The organism is Alteromonas mediterranea DE (assembly GCF_000020585.3).
GTDB classification, from domain to species: domain Bacteria; phylum Pseudomonadota; class Gammaproteobacteria; order Enterobacterales; family Alteromonadaceae; genus Alteromonas; species Alteromonas mediterranea.
Genome location: NC_011138.3, coordinates 376,288 through 396,406, shown reverse-complemented (window position 1 = coordinate 396,406; position 20,119 = coordinate 376,288). Strand labels below are relative to the sequence as shown.

Annotated in this window: 20 protein-coding genes and 1 pseudogene; 8 read left to right on the top strand and 13 right to left on the bottom strand. The window is 42.3% G+C overall.

All coding sequences use genetic code 11. The features are described from left to right. Positions 1-61 precede the first annotated feature (61 nt). The 5 genes from MADE_RS01790 to MADE_RS01770 all read right to left on the bottom strand — a co-directional run bounded on the left by MADE_RS01790 (position 62) and on the right by MADE_RS01770 (position 7,070). The gene (locus MADE_RS01790) at positions 62-253 is read right to left on the bottom strand and encodes a DUF3955 domain-containing protein (protein ID WP_230962262.1); all 192 of its coding nucleotides are present in this window, start codon (positions 251-253) and stop codon (positions 62-64) included. A 307-nt stretch (positions 254-560) separates the two neighbouring features. Next, a complete protein-coding gene (locus MADE_RS01785) occupies positions 561-1,439 on the bottom strand; it encodes a cation diffusion facilitator family transporter (protein ID WP_012516887.1) in 879 nt (292 codons plus the stop codon). 43 nt (positions 1,440-1,482) lie between these two features. Continuing rightward, a complete protein-coding gene (locus MADE_RS01780) occupies positions 1,483-4,590 on the bottom strand; it encodes an efflux RND transporter permease subunit (protein WP_012516886.1) in 3,108 nt (1,035 codons plus the stop codon). A 15-nt stretch (positions 4,591-4,605) separates the two neighbouring features. Then, complete coding sequence (locus tag MADE_RS01775; protein ID WP_012516885.1) at positions 4,606-5,787, bottom strand: efflux RND transporter periplasmic adaptor subunit; 1,182 nt, start codon at positions 5,785-5,787, stop codon at positions 4,606-4,608. A gap of 2 nt (positions 5,788-5,789) precedes the next feature. Continuing rightward, a complete protein-coding gene (locus MADE_RS01770; protein WP_012516884.1) occupies positions 5,790-7,070 on the bottom strand; it encodes a TolC family protein in 1,281 nt (426 codons plus the stop codon). A gap of 1,581 nt (positions 7,071-8,651) precedes the next feature. Here MADE_RS01770 and MADE_RS01760 point away from each other — a divergent pair. From MADE_RS01760 to MADE_RS20100, 4 genes and pseudogenes are all read left to right on the top strand, one after another. After that, on the top strand, positions 8,652-9,041 hold the full coding sequence (locus tag MADE_RS01760; RefSeq protein ID WP_012516881.1) for a hypothetical protein: 390 nt from the start codon (positions 8,652-8,654) through the stop codon (positions 9,039-9,041). 61 nt (positions 9,042-9,102) lie between these two features. Further along, on the top strand, positions 9,103-9,918 hold the full coding sequence (locus MADE_RS01755; RefSeq protein WP_023559485.1) for a hypothetical protein: 816 nt from the start codon (positions 9,103-9,105) through the stop codon (positions 9,916-9,918). An 84-nt stretch (positions 9,919-10,002) separates the two neighbouring features. Continuing rightward, positions 10,003-10,737 carry a hypothetical protein gene (locus MADE_RS01750; RefSeq protein ID WP_012516879.1) on the top strand — a complete coding sequence of 245 codons (735 nt, stop codon included), beginning with the start codon at positions 10,003-10,005 and terminating at the stop codon, positions 10,735-10,737. 71 nt (positions 10,738-10,808) lie between these two features. Next, positions 10,809-11,762 (top strand): annotated as a pseudogene (locus MADE_RS20100) (IS481 family transposase). A 251-nt stretch (positions 11,763-12,013) separates the two neighbouring features. Here MADE_RS20100 and MADE_RS01740 read toward each other — a convergent pair. Then, complete coding sequence (locus MADE_RS01740; protein WP_012516877.1) at positions 12,014-12,196, bottom strand: hypothetical protein; 183 nt, start codon at positions 12,194-12,196, stop codon at positions 12,014-12,016. A 75-nt stretch (positions 12,197-12,271) separates the two neighbouring features. Continuing rightward, positions 12,272-12,640, bottom strand: coding sequence for a hypothetical protein (locus MADE_RS01735; RefSeq protein ID WP_012516876.1), 369 nt, complete (start codon positions 12,638-12,640; stop codon positions 12,272-12,274). Between the two features lie 252 nt (positions 12,641-12,892). On the opposite strand from MADE_RS01735, the gene tnpA reads away from it, so the two are divergent. From tnpA to MADE_RS01715, 4 genes are read left to right on the top strand one after another with little or no spacing between them, the layout of a single operon-like run. Beyond that, the gene (tnpA, locus tag MADE_RS01730; RefSeq protein ID WP_012516875.1) at positions 12,893-13,177 is read left to right on the top strand and encodes an IS66 family insertion sequence element accessory protein TnpA; all 285 of its coding nucleotides are present in this window, start codon (positions 12,893-12,895) and stop codon (positions 13,175-13,177) included. Further along, the gene (gene tnpB, locus MADE_RS01725) at positions 13,177-13,512 is read left to right on the top strand and encodes an IS66 family insertion sequence element accessory protein TnpB (protein ID WP_012516874.1); all 336 of its coding nucleotides are present in this window, start codon (positions 13,177-13,179) and stop codon (positions 13,510-13,512) included. Before tnpA ends, tnpB begins: the two co-directional genes overlap by 1 nt. Positions 13,513-13,535: 23 nt before the next feature. Beyond that, positions 13,536-15,113 (top strand): IS66 family transposase, encoded by a 1,578-nt coding sequence (gene tnpC / locus MADE_RS01720; RefSeq protein WP_012516873.1) that lies wholly within the window; start codon positions 13,536-13,538, stop codon positions 15,111-15,113. After that, on the top strand, positions 15,085-15,480 hold the full coding sequence (locus MADE_RS01715) for a hypothetical protein (protein WP_012516872.1): 396 nt from the start codon (positions 15,085-15,087) through the stop codon (positions 15,478-15,480). The genes tnpC and MADE_RS01715 overlap by 29 nt, the downstream gene beginning before the upstream one ends. Positions 15,481-15,508: 28 nt before the next feature. On the opposite strand, the gene MADE_RS01710 is transcribed toward MADE_RS01715, so the two are convergent. The 6 genes from MADE_RS01710 to MADE_RS01685 are packed head-to-tail and all read right to left on the bottom strand — an operon-like array spanning position 15,509 to position 20,029. Beyond that, positions 15,509-15,856, bottom strand: a complete 348-nt coding sequence (locus MADE_RS01710) for a hypothetical protein (RefSeq protein WP_012516871.1) — start codon at positions 15,854-15,856, stop codon at positions 15,509-15,511. A 10-nt stretch (positions 15,857-15,866) separates the two neighbouring features. Next, positions 15,867-16,520, bottom strand: a complete 654-nt coding sequence (locus MADE_RS01705; protein WP_012516870.1) for a methyltransferase family protein — start codon at positions 16,518-16,520, stop codon at positions 15,867-15,869. Then, entirely contained in the window at positions 16,510-16,833 is a 324-nt protein-coding gene (locus tag MADE_RS01700) for a DUF2933 domain-containing protein (protein WP_012516869.1), read from the bottom strand. The genes MADE_RS01705 and MADE_RS01700 overlap by 11 nt, the downstream gene beginning before the upstream one ends. A 46-nt stretch (positions 16,834-16,879) precedes the next feature. Continuing rightward, on the bottom strand, positions 16,880-17,236 hold the full coding sequence (locus tag MADE_RS01695) for a cupredoxin domain-containing protein (RefSeq protein WP_012516868.1): 357 nt from the start codon (positions 17,234-17,236) through the stop codon (positions 16,880-16,882). Between the two features lie 9 nt (positions 17,237-17,245). Next, positions 17,246-19,594 carry a heavy metal translocating P-type ATPase gene (locus MADE_RS01690; protein ID WP_012516867.1) on the bottom strand — a complete coding sequence of 783 codons (2,349 nt, stop codon included), beginning with the start codon at positions 19,592-19,594 and terminating at the stop codon, positions 17,246-17,248. A gap of 24 nt (positions 19,595-19,618) precedes the next feature. Further along, positions 19,619-20,029, bottom strand: coding sequence for a MerR family transcriptional regulator (locus MADE_RS01685; protein WP_012516866.1), 411 nt, complete (start codon positions 20,027-20,029; stop codon positions 19,619-19,621). Positions 20,030-20,119 lie beyond the last annotated feature (90 nt).

The following is a 20,119-nucleotide window of genomic DNA, read 5'->3' as shown; positions in this document are numbered from 1 at the left end:
AGGAGTTGCATAGCAAATCGCAAAGCAAAATTGTCAGTTAGAAAAAGTTCTTCGCGTGCTTTTACTTTCGCTGATTTTTTTTAAGTTTAATGAAAGTGAAAGCAAAAGTCAGCGATGCCATCAGCTCAAATAGCCAAAATATAGGAATGAAGCCAAACGATTCAACCAAAAAACCATTTTCATCTATACTCGAGCCTTTTATGTTATAAGCGATTAAACACAGAATACCACTAATAAAAAATAAGAAGCTCATCTTATAGTTACTTATAAATTTCATTAATGTCTCTATATTTTATTTTCAACATCTCGTAAGAGCACGAAAGAAACGTTGATGTCGAAGGTACGTGTTCAATCTTGCCTCTTACCACTTTAGTTACGCATTATTATCTATCACACTCTCCTTACAGTTTAACAAAAAATTTAATCATGAGGGGAACAAACTAAAAAGTTCCATGAAAATCTATAGTCATGATTGTAGACAATGTGTCACAAATAAAATTTTAGCTTAGTATTAAAACTTGAATTACTGTCGACTATCATTGTTAATGAGTAATGGAATTTCATCTCACCTCCTCATTAACTGCAGAATGCTCGTCAGTAAACTCTATTTCAACTGTGCTGTAACTGAAGTCAAACATGGCCAAGCTATCATAAATATCAAGCTTCAATAACTTGTATTCTTCAACTGTCTTTAAGGCACTGCCAACGCGTATAGTAATAACATTGTGTTCTCCGTCAAGTGACCAAATTTTTAAGTCATGGATATATTCAACTCTATCAACACTCCGGAGTTCATCTAACACTTGTTTGTATAAGTTTTTCTCTGGAACACCTTGCAAAAATAATTTTAAGGTTGCTAATAAGTTTCGAATTACATTAAACAATATAAAAAGCGTAAAGCCAATCGAAAGTAGGGGGTCTAAAATTGGCCAGTCGACAAATTGCATTACTATGGCAATAATTAATACAGCAACCCAGCCTAAAACGTCCTCCAATAAATGCCAGTTCAACACTCTCTCGTTTAGGGTATTTCCTCCCTGGAGTTTATACACAGCAAAGCCGTTTACAGCGACACCTAGAATCGCAAGTAATATCATGCCTTCTGTATTTGGAACGACCGGGTCTAATACTCGAGGAATGGCTTCTGATAATACCCAGATTGAGCCAAGGATAAGTACGGCTCCGTTAATAAATGCCCCTAACAGGCTGAGTCGCTTGTACCCATATGTGAAATTTTCATCGGCCTCTCTCTCTCCTAACCTATTGAGACACCAGGCGCTTCCAATAGAAACTGAATCGCCGAGATCATGAACAGCATCTGCCATTATAGCAGTGCTGTTCGTTAGCCAGCCGCCAATAAATTCAATAATTGTGAAGCTGAAATTTAATAGAAAAGCCCACCCAATTTTGTTTGAGCTATTTGAATGATTATGAGTCATAGAGGCTCCGGTGCGCCCGGAACATACCGGGCGTAAAATTTGATTAAGAGTTGCGTTTGTTATGTGCGAGCTGATAAAGCGCAGGTAATATAAACAGTGTCAGTAAAGTTGACGATATAATTCCCCCAATGACTACAGTGGCGAGCGGTCTTTGTACTTCAGCACCTGTTCCTGTATTAAGTGCCATGGGAACAAAGCCTAAGCTGGCCACTAACGCAGTCATCAAAACAGGTCGAAGCCGGATTATGGCCCCTCGAATTACTGAAGTATAAATATCACCATTTTCCTGCCAGAGTTGTCTGATGAATGCGACCATCACTAGTCCATTCAAAACCGCGACCCCGGACAAAGCGATAAAGCCTACTCCCGCAGAAATTGAAAGAGGCATATCTCTAATCCAGAGTGCCAGTACTCCTCCAGTCAAGGCTAGTGGTACACCAGTGAAAATTATCAATGCGTCTTTAACAGACCCAAACGCCATAATGAGTATGCCAACTATCAACGCAAGCGTAACCGGAACGACTAAAGTCAGCCGTTTGCTGGCGGATTCCAGTTGTTCAAAGGTACCACCAAACTCTAACCAATATCCTTCCTTCATTTTTAAATCGGATTTAAGTCTTTTTTGTAAATCAACGACAAATCCTCCTAGGTCGGTTCCTCGTACGTTAGTCGTTACGACAACTCTGCGCTTTCCATTCTCTCGGCTGATCTGTGCAGGCGCCGGCTTTAACTCGAGAGTGGCTACCTCTTCAAGCGGTACAAAACTATTGCCGACACGAACAGGTAAGCTCTCTAATTTGTCAATATTTGTACGCAACTCTTCAGATAATCTGATTACAATTTTAAACCGACGATCGCCTTCATAGATTATGCCTGATTCCTTACCCCCTATGCTGGTTGAAACGAGTGCTTGAATGTCTGCTACGTTAAGACCGTACCTTGCGAGAGCATCTCGTTTTGGTAATATGGACAACATAGGAAGGCCGGCAACTTGCTCAACTCGGGTGTCTGAGGCACCTTGTATCGACTCAGCGATCTCAGCAACCTTATTTGCAGAATCCAACAATTGCTCTAAGTCATCACCGAAAACCTTGACTGCAACATCAGCCCTTACGCCGGAAATCAATTCATTAAATCTCATTTGAATTGGTTGGGTAAATTCATAGTTATTACCGGGAAGCTTTGAGGCGACTGATTCAATTTCAGCCACTAGATCCGATTTAGATTTAGCTGGATCAGGCCATTCTGAGCGAGGTTTAAGTATTACAAAACTATCGGCTACATTAGGAGGCATTGGGTCTGTAGCGACTTCTGGTGTACCTATTTTCGCAAAGACTACCGCTACCTCTGGAATTTCTAACAGCGCACCTTCAAGTAATTCTTGCATTTGAATTGATTGGTTTAGACCGGTACCCGTTATGCGTAAAGCCTGTAAAGCGACATCACCTTCATCCAGTTGAGGAATAAATTCAGACCCAAGTGTTGTTGCCAACCATCCGCAGAAGACAACAAACGCTAGTGCAGCCCCAAGAGCAGCAGCTTTAAATTTAAGAATAGCCCTAAGTGCTGGTTCGTAAGCCAGTTTCACCCAACGTATTAAAAAACTCTCCTTTTCACTGATTTTTCCCCCCATGAAAATTGCGATCGCTGCAGGCACTACCGTCAGTGACAAAATCATTGCCGCAATAAGAGCGATAACAACAGTTATTGCCATGGGATGAAACATCTTTCCCTCTACGCCTGTTAAAGTAAAAATAGGCAGATAAACAGCGGTTATGATCCCGACTCCAAATAAGCTGGGCCTGATTACTTCAATCGTTGCTATTTTCACTTCTTCTAGACGTTCCTTGAGTTGAAGAAGTCTGCCGTGATGCTGTTGCGCTTCAGATAAGCGCCTAATACAGTTTTCAACAATGATGACAGCGCCATCGACAATCAGACCAAAATCTAAAGCCCCCAAACTCATCAGATTTGCCGAAACACCTCTCTGGACCATTCCAGTGATTGTCATCATCATAGCAATAGGTATGATCGCAGCCGTAATAAGAGCCGCTCGAATATTGCCTAGTAGTAAAAATAATATGACAATTACGAGTAATGCTCCTTCCAGCAGGTTCTTCTGCACAGTGTTTATCGCTTTGTCGACCAGTGTAGTTCGATCATAGGCGGGTTCAGTAACTACCCAGCTTGGTAACGATCTTTGAATTTCAGTTAATTTACTGGCAGTTAAAGCTGCAACTTCCCTTGAGTTTTCTCCCAGCAACATCATGACCGTTCCCATCACTGTCTCTTTACCATTTCTTGTAGCGGCACCGGTCCTCAGCTGCTTACCCAAGCCTACAGTTCCAATATCTTTTATTAGAACAGGAACAGATCCTTTTTTTCCTACTACGACATTTTCGATATCCTTTATCCCTGTCAATTGACCTGGAGAGCGAACAAGAAGTTGCTCGCCATTTTTCTCAATATAGCCTGCTCCAGCATTATCATTGTTTAAATATAGTGCTTCAGAAATGTCTTTAAGCGAGACTCCCATCTCCAGCATTTTTACAGGGTCGGGATTGACGTGATATTGCTTGTCATAACCTCCAATAGTGTTTACTTCTACTACTCCCGGAACCTGGGCTAACTGTGGTCGAATGATCCAATCTTGTACCTCTCTTAAAGCCATAGGTGTGACCGGCGAGCCATCGGGTAACGTTGCTCCATCTTTCCCTTCCAGTGTATATACGAAAATTTCGCCAAGCCCTGTTGCGATTGGCCCCATTTCTGGCTCAAGGCCATCAGGTAAAACACTTTTAAGGTTAGCAAGTCTTTCGTCGATTAAATTTCGGGCAAAAAAGATATCCGTTCCTTCTTCGAAAATAACTGTAATCTGTGAAAGACCATACCTCGATATAGAACGTGTATAGGATAAGTTAGGCAAGCCATATAGTGCTGTTTCGACAGGAAATGTTATTCGTTGTTCAGCTTCTAATGGTGAGTACCCCGGAGCTTTGGTGTTAATCTGAACCTGTACATTTGTAATATCTGGTACAGCATCAATAGGTAATCGCTGGTAGCTCCAAACGCCGATCCCAATTAAGATTAGTGCAAGAACAAGAAACAAAAAGCGTCTTTCTACTGAAAGACGAATAATATTATCAATCATTTATCGTCTCCAGGATTAGTGAGCGTGAGAGGCACCGGATTTTTCAAGATCCGCTTTTATCAGAAAGCTATTTTTTGATACGTAAATTTGACCAGCGATTAAGCCACGCTTTACTTCAGTGAAGTTGTCATCTTTTATACCCAGCTCGACAGGGACAGCTTGAAACGTGTTACCATCGTTTAAAAATACAACTGAGTTACCATCCATTGATTGGATAGCTTCATTCTCAACGCGAAGCGAAACATCGACTTTCTGAGCATCAACTACACCTGTAACCATATCGCCGGGGGAGAATTCTCCTTCGGTATTAGTGATTTCAACAATTGCGATCTGATAAGGTTCAAGTGAACCTGACGGAATGAGAAATTTGACCTTTGCATCTTGCTGTCGGGAACCTTTTTTTATGTGGATATAAGAGCCCTGCTTTATTGTATCCCGCTTGGATGGAAATACTTTCAATTCTGCCCAAAGCGTTTCAGCGTCGACTATTTTATAAAGCGTTTCACTGGTAACCAACTGCCCAACATTAACATTTCGACTTACTACCGTACCCGAAATTGGCGCTTTCACGATGTAGGTTTGTAAGCTGTCATTTGATTGAATTTTTGCAATTACATCGCCAGCCTTCACGCTGTCACCAACATCCGAAGCGAGAGTTTCTACAACTCCCGAGAACCGCGCATTAACTTCAGCCTTGTTCTTGGGTGGAATTACAAGAGTACCCAACAATTCGATATGTCTTTCAATGGTCCCACTCTGAACTTCGGAGGTTGCTAATTGAAACTTTTCAGTTAATGCTCTTGAGATCTGTGTTCTTCCCTCGAAGTTTTCCCACTCCCAGGAATACTTTCGTCTTTTGTCAGTCAGATAAATAGTAGCCCTAAAAGAATGAGGTTCAGACAGAGCTTTTATTGACCGCAAAACCCCCTCTGAAGTTTGAAACTCAAATTTTTCTGAGCTTGAACCTAACTTCTGTAGCTCTATAGAAAAGGAATCAGGGATAAATGGCTTCCCATCTTCAAAAGTCGAGGCAATAATTACAGAGCCCTCGGGGCTTTCATCGATACTTACTTCTATTTTGATGTTACCTTTCTGGAATATATTTTGGTTGTCATTTGAATTGGTGACATCTTCACTTGCGGTCGCGATAGATGTCACAGTGCCGATAAGAAATAAAAATAAAATTTGCTTTAGCATAATTAATCCTGGAGATTGAAAGTGAATGATTTCAGAGATTGCCCTGTCCATTGTTCGATAAGTGCTTCATTGAGCAGGGTGGCTTCGCGATAGTTGATGAGACTCCGTTGAGATTGGAGAAGTGCATCACGTGAAGCAAACCATTCTTGATAAGTGTAAATTCCCTTTTGATAGCCCTCCTTGGTCAGCTCCAATGCTCTTTTCAAATCTGGCATTACTTCTTTTTCCAGGTGCAATGCTGCCTGTGAACTAAAATTTATGCTTTTCGTTGCTTTAAATAGAATCGCTTTTACATCGAGATACTTGGTGTCTCGCTCTAATAACTCCGCCTCCTTACTAGCAATTGCAGATTTGACTGCACCCGAATTCCTCTTCTCAGCAAATAGTGGAATTGAGGCACCAAAAACTAACGATGTATCTTGAGCTCCCTGATTCCTTCTAACACCAACAGACCAAGATAGGTCTGCGGTATTATCAGACTTAGCCAACTGAATTTCAGCGTCCTTCAGGTCAAGTGACTTAATTAGTAAATCCGCATTCGATGATGATAAGAATTGGTTAAAAAGTGTTTCGTAGGAATAATTTTTAGCGGGTGAATTTAAAGAACCAGTAAGCGTGATATCTTCATAATTGCCCTGCCAGAATAGTGTGAGAGATTGCAGGGCTATCTCTTTATTCACCTTTGCTGTCGCAAGTTCTAATTTCGCTTGATTTAAAGCCGATTTAGCTCTGAACAATTCAGCATCATTCGTTGCACCACTTTTTATTCTATTAGTGATCACAGTAAGAGCATCTTCAGCTAAGCTCACACTTCGCTCAGCTATTTGCAGACGCTCCTGTTGTGCCAGAACGCGAATATACTGCTGAGTGAGCCCACCAAGTAGTGAGAGAGACATTGAATACTGCTCTGAATCTAAAAGGGCAGCTCTGGCATCCACAACCAGTGTTCTTGCACTCTTCTTTCCACCAAGTTCATACACTGAAGATAGAGAGATGGTTGCTTCTGCTGCTTGAACTCCCGAAGTAGAACTTGTGCCCATCACATTTTCTAGATTAGCACCTACGGTGTAAGCTGGAGAAAGCAAAGCTTGTTGGCGATCTCCCTCAAGAGCTCTAGTAAGAGGTCTGAATTTCAACAAGCTTGGATGACGGTTGAGAGTAAGTTGAACTGCATCATCTAAAGTTACTTGTTCTGCCAATGCATTGGCTTGAGATAGCATCAATGCACTAGTCAATATTCCGGCGCGCGTAAATTTGCGCACAGGAAACTGTGAAATTTTCATGATATATAATCCTAGTCAGTTGAAAAAACGAAAAACGACAGGGATTAAATTCTTGGAGGACGCTCTATTTGGTTAATGAAACGATTAGGTGTAGCTTCACTATAAACTGAGACTAAATTGGGAGATTTTTTTAGAAACGAGCTTTCAATATCAAAGTAAAAAGCTATGTGTGTAAAATGGCCATGACAAGAACAACAATGGTCACAATCACTTCCCGTATCTAAATCGTAAGCATCGGACAGTTCGATTAATGTATTTTCAGTACATAATTCATTGCTAAACAAGTGGTCTTGTTCAATAGAAAACGCGTCAGTCACAATCAACAAAAATTGTGCGCACAACAAAAAAGCGGCTAAGACCACTTTTAGATTTTTGCTAATGCGGTAATTCGTTTTCAACACAAGATTCCTCTATTGGCAATTCATGTTCTCTTAAAATATGATTGTAGTCAATGCCTAAATGGTCAGCTTTCTGATTCACAAGAGGAACTCTGTATTAAAAAGCCATGTATTTCAATTAAGTTGCTAAATCTTGTCAGAAAAACAGAAATCTACTGCAAAGCCTGCTCATACATAATCCGGCAATGTAAAATAAGTACACCGAAGGAATAGAAGAATACAACATGCAATTTCAATAAGCCTGTCACAATTATTGCGTCTCGCTCGTACCAAAACCTGTAATACCCCCTACAACAAGTGTAAAAGCAAGTCCAATACTGAAAGATAAAATCACCGTTGACCCAAGAGGTAGCTTTTCCAATTGCTATCTGATCTCCTTACAGTGAGCGCATCAATGAACAACAAAGTAAATATTATCTGGCTCATGCCATAACCGTGATGCTATGCTTATGAGCATGAAGTTGGTTCGCATCGCTTCTTTGAGTTCACCAAATCATCTAAGGCTCCATTTTCGAATAAACGGTACAATAGACTAGTAGAAAGGCATATCGGAAACTCGATATCGCTAGATACCTTACTGTAACTTTTTGGCTAAAAACGTTGTCGCTTCGCGTAAAAATACCGGTCATTTTTTGACCTTGGCAAGTTCATGTTTTAATCTGCTATCCCCGCGTCACAACGGGGATCACTGCTCTTATGTGTTTTATCTTTAGATTGCGCAGCATGATGTTTTCAGCAGTTAGGTAGACTAAGAAAAATACTAATATCTAAAGCAATCTGACGACCAATAATATCAGGTTTCTAGCAGAGTAATACCGCTTCGAGTATGAATTCTGAAGTATACTTTGTTTGTTAACAACCACTCATTCCTGGCATAGCAAGCTTCTTTAGGGGAGGTTTCCTAAAAATCTGAAGAGGCTCCACAGATGACTGAAATCTATGAAGGGGCACTATAATAATTGTGATAATTCTCTTTCTGATCTAGAACCGTAGCAGAGTTACTTTCATGTTAAATAGTTCATGTTAATGCACATTAACGTTACCTATTCGAGTAGAGATAAGAAGTTAGCTTTCCTCTTTTGACTACGATATATCATGCAAGCGAATAGCGCTCACTTCAGCAGCAAATTTAAAATAATTAAAGGGTTGTAAATCTCTGTCAAGACAGTTGGGTGACGTCAACATGTTGGAGATATACAAGATGAAAACTAAGCTGCCTCATATTGGTATTTTTTGGGTCTACAAGTCGACTGTACTTGCTAAAGCAATGCCTTTGAATAGTACAGAGCCTGATAGCCTTTCACTCTATGACAGTGACTTTAGCCATTTAGTAGAGTGGGAAGAGCATAGAATATACCTTCCGTGTTTTCCTGAGCTCATTGCTGTTGAATATCAAGAAGTCAGCAGGGGTAGAATAATCTACTCTGGAAACTCAAAGTTCTTTAAAATATATGCAGACAGAAAAGTGGTACAGAGCGTTGAGCTTCAAACCTTGGTATGTGATAAATTTAATCTAATACCGAGTCAATGCACTTGGAAGCTAGACAAGCATTACCGTATCTTTAGTTCATAAAAAGCTTACGAAAAAGTTAAAAAGTCGCTTTGTAAAGAATACGCAAGCAAATCATAAGGACATGACGTTGAATATATTTGAAGCAATAAACAATAGTATTTCTGACTTTGTAGAAAATCAAGAAAATAAAGCGCTCAAGAGAGGTACAGGCTCTTATTCGATACCGTTTAGAGGCTCTATCTTCGGGGAAATCGAGACAGCAAAAGTATTAAGTAAGCTCAATGCCGAATCAGTTGATGTAATTTGGTTAGGCTCAAATCCTAATGTTCCTGAATCTCTCGACGCTATTTTGTCTCCTTCCTCCCCTTCCCACTACGAGGGTTTTGTGCAACAAGCCATGAACGACAATTTCAGCGAAGCGTACAAAAATAGCGACGGTGCGAATGTCCCATTGTGGGATCCTATTAACAAGCCAAACAACAAGTGGCAATTCTACTCAGAGATATTCAACAAGCGGTTTGGTGAACACAAAACGCTCATGGCTAACATAGTGCTGTGGGGAAGTAAGGATTTTAAAAGCTTCACTTCTCAGTTGGCTAAATACGATAAAGCGCTTTTAGAGAGAGCTATTCAGTTTTCTTACGAGCTGAACAATCAGATAATCGAGTACTTCAAGCCAAAAGTTGTTCTTGTTCCCAAGAGCTCTAATAGCCCATCATCAAAGAATTGGCTACTACACTCTTCAAACTTAACAGACATACAGCATCACGAAGTGAGAGGTAAAGTAACGTTCAAGTTTTCAGTAGGTAGCCTGCAAAAAGGCGATTTTAAAACAACTGTAATATCAGCCCCCCACCCTTCATACACACCAAGAATTGGTCGTGAATTTAGAGAGTCTGCGCAAAACGCTATCTTCACAGTATTACAAAATTGCTGATACTTATTAATCTACTTCATAAACAAAAACTAATTTTGCATTTGTTAGCATCTTTAGTTGATGAGTTTATCGCACGAGAGTTACATGATAGAACTTAAGATTTTGGGATCCTTTATTACCGCTAGTGCAACTATTTTAGTAGCCTTAGCAACATATATATGGAAAATTCAGAGAGAAAAAAAAGAAAGTAATCGAACAATAATTTATTTACTCCTTGAGTTACGCAATGTATTTATCAATTCAGTAATTAATACAGATCGCGCGATTGACGGTTACTTGAAGCTGTATTTAGAGAAATTGAATGACCAAGCATTCTCGCCTAAAGATAAATCAGCATTCGAAGCAGAGCTACGAATTGCCCTTGAGAAAGCATTTAATTCGTTAATCATTGATATGAAGGAAGAACTGCGAGTAGATTTCTCCTCTCAGTTTGACAGCGCTATTTTAGAGCTTTCAAAACATGACCCAATACTTGCTTACCGATTGCAGAAAAACATAAAAATTGAAAAAACTTTCGAGGTAATAGAGAATCATCTAACGAGGACCAAAGATTGGGTCGATAACACTAACGAAGAAAATTTGCCTTCTTTTGAGAGTATTTCGCGAAGGTTAGAATCTAAATTGGTTGAAAAACTAGCTGGAGATCTTGAACAAGATATTCTCACCGTTGCTAGTAGTGATTCATTTTTAACTAAATTAAAATGCAAAAGGATCATTAGCAATAAGAACATAAATAGCATTTACGATTTTAGCGAGATCGGTCCCTATTTGGATGAATCTTTAATTACGGTCTTCGAAAACAGTAGTCAGAATATTTAAGACAACAAGGACGTTTATGTGTGTGATTCATAGAGATCGTTTCAACATAATACGACTCTAAGAACAAAGAAATTAGACAGCGACTCAAGTGGATTGAGCTTTACGAAGAAACTAAAAATGCAGGTCTGGTTTGCCGCAGGTGTGGTATATCCAGACCCACTCTTCGTAAATGGTTAAAACGATACAAAGAAAATGGTCTAGACGGTCTTCAGGACGTTTCTAAACGCCCTCATACCTCGCCAAATACTAAAATAAACCATCAGATAGAGGAATGGATTCTAAGCCTGAGAAAAGACAGGAAGCTTGGTGCGCGGAGAATCCAAAATGAACTTCTTCGCGAGCATAGTGTTCAATTATCGCTTGCTTCCATACATAAGGTGCTGACCAGACATGACGTTAAACCAATAGTATTTCAACGGAAGAAAAAAGACTTCATCCGTTACCAAAGACCTATTCCAGGTGATCGAGTGCAGATGGATACATGCAAAATCGCTCCTGGAATTTACCAATATACTGCTATTGATGACTGCTCTAGATATCGCGTACTGGATGTGTTTAACCGGAGGTCGGCAGCAAACACCCTTATTTTTATCGATAAGGTAATCGAGGAAATGCCATTTCCAATACAGCGAATACAAACCGACCGTGGTACAGAATTCTTCGCAGAGAAAGTTCAGCGAAAGCTGATGGATTATGGCATCAAATTTCGTCCTAACAAGCCTGGTTCTCCTCACCTGAATGGTAAGGTTGAAAGGTCGCAAAGAACCGACAAAGAAGAGTTTTATTCAACAGTAAACTTGAATCTAGACGAACTAAAAAACGAAACATTGCCCGAATGGCAGCATTACTACAACTGGCAACGGGCACATGGTTAGTTAAAGGGAAAAACGCCAATGGATATTGTCTGTGAAAGACTTGAACAAGCCCCACTTTGAGAAGAGGTTCACGAGGATTATATAACTGAGGACGAGCGCATTCAGCTATCAAATTATCAACGCGACCTGCAATTGAGAAAAGTGAAATGATGTCTATGAATCACACAACTCATGCCATATAAATCGACTTTCTAACACTCCAAACAATGGATAGTAACTCGCGATCACAACAGTGAGCGTTGGATAAAAACTTCGGTCTTTATCGAATTTATTTAACTTCGCCAATCCTATTATTAAAACAGCTACCAAAGCCCCTATTGAAGTACTCACTAACACTTTATTTACCCATGTGCCGGTAATAGAAAAATTGCCCCTTCCAGCGGCTAAAACTTGCCACGCTTCTATTCGTCTTTGCTTGAAGAAAACGCTTTTAATGCTTTTTCCAGTGAATATTTTGCGTTAGGCATAACGGAACCTGTGAATTCTTGTACCGCTTGATGGATTTCATGCTCAGCTGGGTTTCTTTCAATTATTCCCAAGTTAAGTAACTTAATTCTGTCCGCTTCGTTTTTACTATGTACCACTGTGTTGTCCTGTTTTTGTTTGTTATGGCTGTACGATCAGGCGTAACGTAAGTCTGATCGTTGCTATTGAACCAATTACTTTTTATGGGTTTGCCCAGGAGGAACACGGTGGCAACTCCAGGGTTTGTGTTTTGCATTTTCACGAATGTTTTCGTCAACGAATTGGTAATAGCCTTCTTTCATTTTTGTCCAAAAGTCGTCCGAAATGTCTGCCCCGTTGTCACGAATGATTGTCTCAATGCCATCTAAATTGCAGTGGGTTGCATCGTAGCCTATATGCAGGGTACTTTTGGCGTCCTCAAATGAAACTGCATCGATTCCAAAGGTCCCATCAATGCCAGCAATAATTGCTTCTATGTTATCTTCGGTAATACCAACCAACTTTAAATGCCGTACGACTAAATTCGCCTCTGATACACCGACTCTGTGATCTAGATCGCTCATCTTTTCCTCCTATAAATCGATTGTTAACTTGTTTATGTTCGTCATTTCTTTAATTATTTAAAACACTATTGGCACCGAGCTGCTGCTTCATTAACGATTGTAAAATTGACATTCTTTGTTCAAGATAAAACAAAAGTTCGTCTACCGAATTTCCCATGACTACAAAGTAAGCGATCAATATAGGCCGTCTTCCCCAGATTTAGCTACTCCGTAAAATAGCCTCCGTAGATTTTACTAACGGAGACTTTACTGATGGCAACAAAAAGACGTACACGTGAGCAATGGCAAAGATTGGTTGACAAGCAAGCAGCAAGCGAGCTGACAGTCAGTGAATTTTGTGCACAGCATGCGTTAACAGTATCAAATTTTTATCTGTGGCGTAAAAAGCTGAGCGATGATAGTCAACCGTTTGCGCAGCAGGATAACTGGCTTGCTTTTGATATGCCAGCGAGCGGAAACCAGAGTATAGATTCAGCGTGGGAGATAGAACTGGTATTACCCGGTGGTGTGGTGCTGCGGATGAACCGAGCCGTCTGATGTTACCCTTATCTAATGGGCGTATTTGGTTGTACACCGGCAATGCCGATATGCGCAAACAGTTTGATGGGTTGGCAGCGCTGGTACAGCGCAAGTTGGGCATGCAGGCGCATTGTGGTGACTGGTTTGTGTTTATCAATAAGCGCCGTACTCAGCTGAAGGTGTTGTATTACTACCAGGGCGGTTATTGTTTGTGGAGCAAACGGTTAGAAAAAGGCACCTTCGCTAACGTGTCTGACGGCAACACCAAAACACCACTCAACAGTGCCCAGTTACAGTGTTTGATTGATGGGATTTACTGGCAAAAAGACAAACAAAACAGGCGATTTAATTAACTGATTTTGTTATAATTTAGCCCATGAAAACACGCTCTATTAGTCACCTTTCACCGTCTGAAATTGAGGCTGCCTTTGCTCATCAAGCCGATGAAATTGCGCAACTCAAGCAGCAACTCGACTGGCTTAAACGTCAGTTGTTCGGGCGTAAGTCTGAAAAGGTGTTAGCGGATAATCCGGCGCAGAGCAGTTTGTTTGATGAGGGGGAAACCCTCACCTTACCGGCAGAAACAAAACCGGTGAAGGCACATACTCGTTCCTCACAAAAGCAACGTCGCGACTCGGATTTGAATGATGAAGGCCTGCGTTTTGATGAGACAGTGCCGCAACAGATTATTGATATACCTGCGCCAGAATTACAGGGGGCGGATGCCGACCAGTATGAATTAGTGGATACCAAAGAAACCTGTCGCTTAGCACAACAGCCTGGCAGTTATGTGGTATTGAGATTCCGTCGACAGGTCGTGCGTCATAAAACCACGCAAACCATTAAGGATACCCCAGCGCCAGGCAATGTGCTGGAAGGCTGTTACTGCGATGTCTCACTGCTCGCCGGACTGATGGTTGATAAAGCGGTGTATCACTTACCGCTTCACCGCCAACATCAACGGATGCTGGATAGCGGTATTACCCTTAGCCGGGCCACCTTAATCAACTGGATACAAAAAGGCATTGAGCTGCTTCGACCCATCGCCAAAGCCCAGTGGCAACACATTCTGCAAAGTAAAATACTGGCCATGGATGAAGTGCCCATTAAAGCAGGTCGCACTAAAGGCGCTGGCCGAAAACTCGGACACATGAAACAAACCTACTTCTGGCCCCTGTACGGTGACAGTGATGAAGTGGCGTTTACCTGGAGTAACAGCCGGGGTATGTTGCATGCCCAAGCACAGTTACAGGACTTTACCGGCACCTTGCTCACCGATGGTTATGCCGCCTACACCAAAACGGTTGAACAATTAAATCAATACGAACAACAGATTGTGCATGCAGCCTGTTGGGTACACATGCGCAGGGGCTTTGAAAAAGCCCTCGACAGTGAGCCGCACACCGCGCAGCAGGCACTGGATATCATCGCCACGCTTTACCGGCATGAAAAACACATCAGGCATAAACAATTAGACCTGGCCGATATCCATGCTTACCGGCAACAACACAGCGAACCCTTAGTCACTGACTTCTTCCGGTGGGTTTATCAACAACGACAGCGCACTGATTTACTCCCCAAGTCTCCCTTCGCCAAGGCACTCCATTATGCGCATGAACGAGAAAGCCAACTCAAGGTGTTCCTGAGCAATCCAGCTCTACCCATGGATACCAATCATCTTGAGCGGGCACTGCGTGTTATTCCCATGGGGAGAAAAAACTATTTGTTCTGCTGGTCTGAACTTGGCGCTGAACAGCTGGGCATACTGCAAAGCCTGATGGTGACTTGCCGCCTGCAAGGCGTTAATCCCTACCATTATCTGGTGGATGTATTACAACGCGTGGCATTACATCCGGCCAGGGACGTAATCGACCTCACGCCGCGGCTCTGGAAACAAAAATACAATCAAAACAGGTTAGTCAGCGATGTCAAAATACTCACTTCCCAACACTAAAATCTCAGCCACAATTATGGAGTTCGGTAAAGGAGTGTTAAATGCACTCCCTGCTGATTACAGCCAGGCAGAAATGGAAGATGCTATGCTGACGATAATAACCGTGTGGAATGCCATTGTATTGGACACTTGGCACAACACAGACAAAAATGAAAAAATGGTGCTTGATGCACTCTCTCAAGCGCCTAAAGAAGGACAACTTCAAGTAAAACGATTGATAAAAAGAAAGAAGACCAAGTTTAGCGATGATATCCGCGCGGTTGGAGATCACTGGATAAGAGAAGAGCAAGGGGACTTTATCTTCGGCTGTGAAGCACGGTTAGATATAGAACGCATCTCCTTAAACGAAGATAGCCTCAAACACTAAACGAATCACAACGGTCTATATTGATCGCTTACACTACAAAGTCGCCCCCTGCTAAACCGCTGTCGATAAGAACGAGACTTCGTTGAAGGCCATTTGTGTACGTTTCTTCCAGATGTGCTTTGTGTTGCAGGTCTGTTTCACTTTGGAGTCTCTTCTCAATATTCGTTAAATAAATTTCCATCATTTTCATATGCTCAACGATGAGAGTTTGCCTATCAGAGACGTCGTTGATCCGTTGTATGCGTTGCATTAGTGCATCCATGACAAGCTCATTACTTCGAAGCATATCATCCGCGCTCATCGACGTTTGAGCAGCAGCAAATGTCGCGGGTAACAACCCTCCGACGAACAGTAATGACAGTAGTACTTTGTTCATTTTGTAATCCTTAATTAGTGCTTGAAACGTTTGAAATACCCATACGGGGAAACCAACCTGGCGTCGTTTGTTTATAGTGTCTGTAGCTATCACCAAACTCGGATTCAGCTTGCTGCTCTTCTCGCGTGGCGAGTCGAGCATAAACGACAATAAGAATTGGAAACATAAGTAAGGTTGGCAGTGTTGGCCATTGCAACAAAAAGCCAAACATGATCAGTATAAATGCAACATATTGAGGATGCCTGCAGCGCGCGTACCAACCAGTAGTGGCTAAACTATGCGATTTTTGCGCGTGGTGTAGGACATTCCAAGAAGCGGATAGTAAAAGGAAACCTAAAATGATGATGACATTACTTAAGATGTGTAAAACATCCCAGTGAGCATCGCCGGATAGCCCTAGCAAGGTATGCCACAAGTGACCATTTTCATGCGCTAAAAAGTCTACCCCTGGATAACTTTCCGCTAACCACCCTGACAAGAAGTATATTGTCAGGGGGAAACCATACATTTCGGTAAATAAGGCCACGATAAAAGCGGAAAATACACCTAAGCTTCGCCAATCTGTTTTCGACTTCGGCTTGATGAAACTAAACGCAAAAAAGATAAAAATGGCTGAGTTTATGATGACTAGTGCCCAGAGCCCATAATCAGAATCACCGTGCATTATTATTCTCCGTTTTATGTTTTCCTTTACGGGCCTGCTCTAACCCTTCGATATAGCCTTTTCGATATTGCTCATTGTCCTCGGTTTGTTCTTTAAATGTCTTTTCGGTGTGATCATGTGTTTCATGTCCTTTGCCATGACTGCCGTGCATAAAAATGTGCATGACAGGGCACAACAACAAGATCAAGTAAGGTAAATACCTAAACACATGCTCACCATGCTCAACCAGCAAGAAGTAGCTCGCGGCGGTAATAAGGCCTATGGCAGACCAACCACTGGGTGTGCGCCAAAAGGGGACTTTTTGTTTATTCATAATACACCTCGCTTAGGTATCTTTTACGTTAATAAAAAGCGTTTAATCACTTGATCACCAACGTGCCACGATACATTTGCATCTGACAATGAAATGGGTAAACGCCGGCACTGGAAGCAGGAATAGTGACCGTCACTCGCTTGTTAAGCGCTAATGTTTCATTGATATCCAACTCCGGGATCAATAACGTTTCTGCACAGGGCGTTGCATCTTCTCTGACGAACATAAGCTGAACGGACTGATGCGCCGGCACCGTGATATTGGCAGGCTGATACACGCCGTCTTTTACAAGGACTTTGATACTGCCGTCTTTTATCTGGGTTGATTGTGCTTTGTAAAGCCAAAACCACCAAACAATAAGCCCAATCAGGATAAGCCCTGCTAAATTAATCCATATCATCATTGTGTACTCCTAGTGCTCTTTCGCTTTAAATAGACGTAATCGGTTAGCATTGGTCACCACCGTTAGTGATGAGAATGCCATCGCTGCACCAGCAATGACTGGGTTAAGCAGTATCCCTAAGAATGGATAAAAGAGGCCTGCCGCAAATGGTATTCCGGCGACATTATAAATAAATGCGCCAAAGAGGTTTTGCTTGATGTTACGCAGTGTTGCTTTGCTCACGGCAATTGCATCCGCTAACCCATGTAGGGAGCCGCGCATCAACGTTATATCCGCACTTTCGATCGCTACATCAGTCCCAGTCCCAATCGCAAAGCCGACGTTGGCATGAGCAAGGGCCGGTGCGTCATTTATGCCATCACCGGTCATACCCACAATTTCGCCTTCACGTTGAAGCTCAAGTATTTTGTTTGCCTTATCTTCCGGCATCACTTCGGCAACGTAATCTGCAATCCCCGCTTTTCGGGCGACGGCTTTTGCGGTCAGTCGATTATCCCCGGTTAACATCACAACTCGTATCCCGTTATGCTGTAGCCGCTTTATCGCATCTATTGAGTCAGATTTTATTGGGTCAGCGACGGCAATTACGGCAACTAATGTAGAATCAATAGCAAAATACATAGGGGTCTTTGCATCCGCTGCTAACCTCTGCGCTTTGTCGATGTAATGATGAAGCTCGATCCCTTGGTCTATCATCAATTTTTCATTTCCAAATAGCAGGCGTTGAGAATTTAGCATGGCTTCAACCCCCTTCCCCGCAATGGACTGAAAATCAGTAACGGAATGGATCGGCACACCTTGCTCCTTTGCAGATTCAACGATCGCCATGGCAAGTGGATGCTCAGAACCAGACTCAAGGCTAGCCGCCAAAGAAAGCACATCGTTGTGACTATGATCTGAAGCTATAACGACATCTGTTACTTTAGGGGCCCCCTCAGTAATAGTGCCTGTTTTATCTAGAACCATAGTGGTTATTTTTGATGCAGATTGCAGCGCTTCGCCGTTTCGGATAAGAACCCCCGCTTCAGCCGCCTTTCCCACACCGACCATCACCGACATCGGTGTGGCCAAACCCAAGGCGCAAGGGCAGGCAATAATCAGTACTGTGGTCGCAGAAACGATTGCAAAAGCTACTTCAGGAGATGGACCATAATTCAACCAGGCCAGCGCACTGATCACGGCAATGATCATGACGACCGGTACAAAATAGGCGGAAATCATATCAGCTAATCGACCAATAGGCGGTTTAGAATTTTGTGCGCGTTTTACCATGTTAATAATTTGAGCAAGCGCGGTATCTTTTCCCACGCGCTCTGCTCGAAAGACGATAGAGCCTGATTTGTTTATCGTGCCGGCAACGACCTCATCGTCTTTTCGTTTTTCTATGGGCATGGGTTCACCCGTTAGCATTGATTCATCAATACTTGTCTGGCCCTCGACAACTAAGCCATCAACAGAGATGCGCTCCCCAGGGCGAACCCGGATAAGATCATTTAGCAGAACATCTTCAATCGGAATATCTATATCATGCCCATCACGAATGACGCGAGCTGTTTTGGCTTGTAAACCAATCAGTCGTTTAATTGCCTCGGACGTTTTACCGCGTGCTTTTATCTCAAGCGCTAAGCCTAAATTAATGAGACCAATTATCATGGCTGTTGCTTCAAAATAGACATGCCGCGCCATTTCAGGCACATATCCGGGGAAAAACACAACGACCATAGAGTACAACCAGGCTGTTCCTGTCCCCAATGCAATCAAAGTATCCATGTTCGCGGCGTGATTTTTAAAGGAGTTCCAAGCACCTACATAAAAATGCCGACCAGAAAACACCATAACACCCAATGTCATGATCCCTACAATCAACCACACGATCCGCTCAGTGGTCGTGTTGACGCTCATTTCCCCCGTCACCAAGCCATAAAGCATCAGTGGCACACCAAGAGATAATGCAATGACCATGTCTCGCATTAGTTTTTTATAATATGCCCAGTCCGCCTGTTCCTTTTCTTCAATGGCAGCCTCATCTGAATCCGTATTCGCTAATGTTGCGTTATACCCAGCTTGCTCTACCGCCTTAATCAATGCGTGGGAGGATGAACTGCCCATCACCAACACCGAGCGTTCAGCAAAATTCATCTCAGCATTGGTGACACCCGAGACCTGTTTTAAGGCCGCTTCAATTTTAGACACACAACTGGCGCAACTTGCACCTTGGATATTGAGTTGTAGCTCACCCGAAGACGCAGAGACTTGCTCAGTATTTGTTTCACTCTCGACCGCCTTACTAGCGGTTGATACTTTTTTGTCACCGCCACAACACGAATGAATTTTCGCATCGTCCGTTTTTGAATTCATGAGCCACTCCCTCTCTAAATAATGTTATGATTTAAGTGATGTGAAACCTTCAATCAAATGGCAAATCGTATCGGCCGTTGGATGCTGATCCGGTGTATTTTCCCATTCTGAGATTGCTTTTCGCATGCGCAGTCTTAGCTCATGCATGTCCTGATACCGCTGTTCAGTTTCTTTCAACCTTTGTTCAATAAGGCGCCGAACCGTCGGGCATGGCGCGTTGGTTTGTGATGACGTGAACAGAATTTCCTTAATATCATTGATAGAGAAACCTAATGAACGCGCGCTTAAAATAAACCGTAGTCGTGTCACATCAGCGGGCCTGTAATACTTGTAACCATTGTGCGATTTACTTGGCACCAAAAAACCAATGCGCGTGTAATACCGTACGCTGTCCGCGCTAATCTCTAGTGCATCTGCAATTTGTTTAACGCGCATTTTAACGCTCCTCTTTTATCAACATAGATATGCGGTTAAGCACGCCTTTAATCCTATGTTCTACTCTCACGTTACTAGGGTAAACCTATG

Coding starts and splice junctions, on each gene's coding strand:
- MADE_RS01790 (WP_230962262.1), bottom strand. CDS start 253: ATGAGCTTCTTATTTTTTATTAGTGGTATTCTGTGTTTAATCGCTTAT.
- MADE_RS01785 (WP_012516887.1), bottom strand. CDS start 1,439: ATGACTCATAATCATTCAAATAGCTCAAACAAAATTGGGTGGGCTTTT.
- MADE_RS01780 (WP_012516886.1), bottom strand. CDS start 4,590: ATGATTGATAATATTATTCGTCTTTCAGTAGAAAGACGCTTTTTGTTT.
- MADE_RS01775 (WP_012516885.1), bottom strand. CDS start 5,787: ATGCTAAAGCAAATTTTATTTTTATTTCTTATCGGCACTGTGACATCT.
- MADE_RS01770 (WP_012516884.1), bottom strand. CDS start 7,070: ATGAAAATTTCACAGTTTCCTGTGCGCAAATTTACGCGCGCCGGAATA.
- MADE_RS01760 (WP_012516881.1), top strand. CDS start 8,652: ATGTTGGAGATATACAAGATGAAAACTAAGCTGCCTCATATTGGTATT.
- MADE_RS01755 (WP_023559485.1), top strand. CDS start 9,103: ATGACGTTGAATATATTTGAAGCAATAAACAATAGTATTTCTGACTTT.
- MADE_RS01750 (WP_012516879.1), top strand. CDS start 10,003: ATGATAGAACTTAAGATTTTGGGATCCTTTATTACCGCTAGTGCAACT.
- MADE_RS01735 (WP_012516876.1), bottom strand. CDS start 12,640: ATGAGCGATCTAGATCACAGAGTCGGTGTATCAGAGGCGAATTTAGTC.
- tnpA (WP_012516875.1), top strand. CDS start 12,893: ATGGCAACAAAAAGACGTACACGTGAGCAATGGCAAAGATTGGTTGAC.
- tnpB (WP_012516874.1), top strand. CDS start 13,177: ATGTTACCCTTATCTAATGGGCGTATTTGGTTGTACACCGGCAATGCC.
- tnpC (WP_012516873.1), top strand. CDS start 13,536: ATGAAAACACGCTCTATTAGTCACCTTTCACCGTCTGAAATTGAGGCT.
- MADE_RS01715 (WP_012516872.1), top strand. CDS start 15,085: ATGTCAAAATACTCACTTCCCAACACTAAAATCTCAGCCACAATTATG.
- MADE_RS01710 (WP_012516871.1), bottom strand. CDS start 15,856: ATGAACAAAGTACTACTGTCATTACTGTTCGTCGGAGGGTTGTTACCC.
- MADE_RS01705 (WP_012516870.1), bottom strand. CDS start 16,520: ATGCACGGTGATTCTGATTATGGGCTCTGGGCACTAGTCATCATAAAC.
- MADE_RS01700 (WP_012516869.1), bottom strand. CDS start 16,833: ATGAATAAACAAAAAGTCCCCTTTTGGCGCACACCCAGTGGTTGGTCT.
- MADE_RS01695 (WP_012516868.1), bottom strand. CDS start 17,236: ATGATGATATGGATTAATTTAGCAGGGCTTATCCTGATTGGGCTTATT.
- MADE_RS01690 (WP_012516867.1), bottom strand. CDS start 19,594: ATGAATTCAAAAACGGACGATGCGAAAATTCATTCGTGTTGTGGCGGT.
- MADE_RS01685 (WP_012516866.1), bottom strand. CDS start 20,029: ATGCGCGTTAAACAAATTGCAGATGCACTAGAGATTAGCGCGGACAGC.